Genomic DNA, 3,725 nt, shown 5'->3' with positions numbered 1-3,725 from the left:
GTTCTCGACCTCGGCGCAGTAGATGTTCTCGCCGCCGGAGATGATCATGTCCTTGGCACGGTCGACGACGTAGAGAAAACCGTCCTCGTCCTCGCGTACGAGGTCGCCCGAGTGGAACCAGCCGCCGGCGAACGCGTCGGCGGTGCCCTGCTCGTTCTGCCAGTAACCCTTCATCATGTTGGGTCCGCGGTAAACGATCTCGCCGACCTCGCCCTGCTTCACGTCGTTGCCCTCGGGGTCGATGATGCGCGCGGTCACCGCGGGCACGACCTTGCCGATGGAACCGATCTTGTTCAGCGCGTCCTTGCCCTCGAGCACGCAGGTGATCGGCGACATCTCGGTCTGACCGAAGACGGCGACGTTCAGCGCGTCGGGGAAGGTCTCGTTCATCGCACGCAGCACGGTGTCCGACGCGGGCGCGGCACCCCAGCTGATGACGCGCAGCTTCAGGTCCCGCGGCTTGGCCTGCTGGGCGGCGCAGACGGCCTGCCACTGGGCGGGCACCAGGAAGATCGAGGTGGTGCCCTCCTTCTCGATGGTGTCGAGCATGTCGTTCGGATCGAAGGCACCGAGCGGGTGGATGACCGACAGCGCACCCATGTAGAACAGCGGCGCCATCGCACCGAGGCCGGCGATGTGGAACATCGGCGCGACGCACGAGCCGATGTCGTCGGACCGGGTGTGCAGCGCCTGCATGCAGGTGGCGGCCTGCGCCTGCAGGTTGGTGTGGGTGAGCATGGCGCCCTTGGGCTTTCCGGTGGTGCCCGAGGTGTACATGATCAGTGCGACGGTCTCTTCGGGGACGTCGAGCTCGGGCAGGTCCGAGGAGTCCTCGCCGACGAGCGCCTCGTAGTCGAGGTGGTTGTCCTTGTCCGATCCACCGACGACCACGATGTGGTCGATCGCGTTGGTCGACGCGGCGACGGCGTCGACGAGCGGGGCGAGCAGGGTCTCGGTGACGACGACCTTCGCGCCGCTGTCGTTGACCAGGAAGGCGATCTCGGCGGGGCTCATGCGGATGTTCACCGGCACCGGGATGGCGCCGATGAGGTTGGCGCCCAACACCGCTTCGACGTACTCGCTGCGGTTCAGCAGGACCACCAGGATGCGGTCACCGAACTCGACGCCGCGACGGGTCAGGGCGGCGGCGAAGGCACGGGTCCGCTCGTCGAGTTCCTTCCAGGTGGTGACCTCGCCCTGGAACTTCAAGGCCGCGCCCTCGGGGTTCATGAAGGCGTGGCGCTTGATCTGGTTGTTCCAGTGGTTACGGCGCGAGCGCAGCGGCTCGGTGGCGAGGTCGGTGACGGTGTCGACGGTCGCGGTCATACGATCGGTCTCCTTGTTGTCTGTCTTCGTGACGAACGTGAGTGGTGAATACGTCTGTGGGAGTGAGGGTTCGGGCGTCGGCTCCCGAGCTCACTTCTTGCCGGCGAAGGCGGCGATGGCAGCCTGGAACTCGGGCGACTGCAACAGTTCGGTCTGCCCCTCGAGTTCTCGCTCGATGGCGGCTTCGAAGCCCGACATGGTGTGGGCGTCGAGCGCCGATTTCGTCAGGCGCAACGCGGAACGGCTCTTGCCGGCGAGCTTCGCGGCGACCTTGTCGACGGCTTCGTCGAGCGCGGGACGGTCGTCGTAGACGCCGTTGACCAGTCCCGCCGCGAGAGCCTCGGGGGCGCGCAGCTTCTCGCCGAGGAGGGCGAGTTCGTTGGCGCGGACACGGCCCACCGCGGAGGTGAACAGCATCGACGCGCCGCCGTCGGGCATCAGGCCGATGTTGATGAAGGCGAGCAGGAAGTACGACCGCTTCGTCGTGTAGATGAGGTCGGCGGCCAGGGCCAGCGAGGCACCGATGCCCGCAGCCGGTCCGTCGACGGAGGCGATGACCGGCACCTGGACCGATCGCACAGCGCGCGCGAGTTCCGAACCGGCGGAGATGATCCCCCGGGCCTGGTCGGGGTCGAGACCCGACGCCCCGTCGGCGGTCGACTGCGAGTTGATGGAGACCACGTCGGCTCCGGCGCTGAAGCTCCCGCCGGCGCCGTCGAGAACGATGACGCGGACGTCGTCGCTCTTCGACCACTCCTCCATCGCAGCCTTGATGCCGTAGTTCGCCTCGGTGTCGAGAGCGTTCATCTTCTCCGGGCGGGAAATGGTCAGCCGCGCGACTCCTCGGTCGTCGACCGAGGTCACGATTGCCTGGCTGGTCTCGTCGCTCACTGCACTCCCCACTCGTGACCGGACAGATAGACACAGATCGTCGGATCTGTGCCATCGCCTAGAGTACTACCACAGTGCGACGCAGATCACGAGAATCTTGGTTAACTTATACTCGTCACTCGAGACCCCTTGCTGGTCTTTTCGCCCGATAGCCCCGAAAATGTCTCGTGAACGTCGTATCCGGCTAGAGTCTGTCGCCATGACCGTGCGCCCGGGGACGTCGACTCCCGACACGCCTCAGAGCGTTGCGCCGGGCGCCCGACGCCGCCGTCCGGCCGACCGCAGGCGACTCATCGTCGACGCTGCGGCGAAGGCGTTCAGCGACGGCGGTTACCACGCGGTTCGCCTCGACGACATCGCCGACGCGGTCGGGATCTCCGCACCCGCCCTCTACCGGCATTTCCCCAACAAGTACGCACTGTTCGCCGAGACCACCGCCGTCCTGGCCCGGTCGCTCCGGTCGGCGCTCGATGCGGTGGACAGCGACGGGGACGACGAACTGCGCGACCTGCTCGTGGCGATCACCGCAGCCTCGTTCGAGAACCGCCGCACGGGTGGTCTGTACCGATGGGAGTCCCGGTACCTCGAGTCGGCCGACCGGGACATCGTCCGCGATGTCGTCGTGCACCAGCACCGGCGCATCCGTGCGGCGGCTCGACGCCTGCGTCCCGACCTCGGCGATGCCGACGCCAATCTGATCGTCGCCGCGATGACCAGTGTCGCGGCCAGCCCGACGACCCATCGCTCCTCGCTCCCGGCGCGCGAGGTCACCGCGCTCGTCTCCGAGGCCGCGATCGACCTGCTCGACGCCGACCTCCCCGATCCGGTCGAACCGCTTGCTCCGGCCGCGCACGGGCTCGCTCCGGCGGCGAAGCGCGAGGTCATCCTGACCGAGGCGATCAATCTGTTCGCCGCTCGCGGCTTCCGTGATGTGACCATCGAGGACATCGCCCATGCCGCGGACCTTCCGGCGTCCGGCGTGTACCGCCACTTCCCGAGCAAGGTCGCGATCCTCGAGGCCGCGTTCTGGCGGGCGACCGACCGCGTCACGACCGCCATCTCCGACGCCCTGGCCGATGCGACGACGCCGCACGAGGCACTCGTCGGCATGGTGCGCCGGTACGTCCGATTGACCTGCAGCTCAACCGATCTGATCAGCGTCTACGAAACCGAGATCGGACACGCCACACCCGAGGCCCGGGATGCGTTGCGCAATCAGCAACGCATCACCGTCGAGGAATGGGCGACCTGGATGAGCCGCGAACGAGCGAACCTGCCGATCACCCACGCACGGTTCCTCGTTCACGCCGCACTCAACGTCGTCACCGACCTGTCCCGACTACGACCGCAACCCTCGCCCGAACGCATCGAGGCACTGTCGGTACGAATCCTGTTGGGCGGGAACGCCTGACCTCGATAAGGTCCTCGGCTGGCGCCTCGGACCTACTCGGCCGGCAAAAGTAGTCGCCCCCGGCTGATTGAGTAGGCGACGAGCGCAGCGAGGAGCC

The 3,725-nt window shown here is 67.1% G+C and carries 3 protein-coding genes; 1 reads left to right on the top strand and 2 read right to left on the bottom strand.

Features of this window, described 5'->3' with window-relative positions:
- Both OK17_RS17465 and OK17_RS17460 read right to left on the bottom strand, forming a co-directional pair.
- On the bottom strand, window positions 1-1,326 hold a 1,326-nt coding region (locus OK17_RS17465; protein WP_461418197.1), incomplete at its 3' end, for an AMP-binding protein.
- A 90-nt stretch (window positions 1,327-1,416) separates the two neighbouring features.
- The gene (locus OK17_RS17460; RefSeq protein ID WP_119032728.1) at window positions 1,417-2,217 is read right to left on the bottom strand and encodes an enoyl-CoA hydratase-related protein; all 801 of its coding nucleotides are present in this window, start codon (window positions 2,215-2,217) and stop codon (window positions 1,417-1,419) included.
- 199 nt (window positions 2,218-2,416) lie between these two features.
- Here OK17_RS17460 and OK17_RS17455 point away from each other — a divergent pair, with 199 nt between their 5' ends.
- On the top strand, window positions 2,417-3,628 hold the full coding sequence (locus OK17_RS17455; protein WP_461418196.1) for a TetR/AcrR family transcriptional regulator: 1,212 nt from the start codon (window positions 2,417-2,419) through the stop codon (window positions 3,626-3,628).
- Window positions 3,629-3,725: the final 97 nt, after the last annotated feature.

This window comes from Gordonia sp. GN26 (genome assembly GCF_054823965.1).
Note: the sequence above shows the minus strand (reverse complement) of the source record. Positions and strands in the feature narration are given on the sequence as shown.

What these genes read in the sequence shown, in the direction of transcription:
- OK17_RS17455 (WP_461418196.1), top strand. Translation starts at nt 2,417, where the DNA reads ATGACCGTGCGCCCGGGGACGTCGACTCCCGACACGCCTCAGAGCGTT.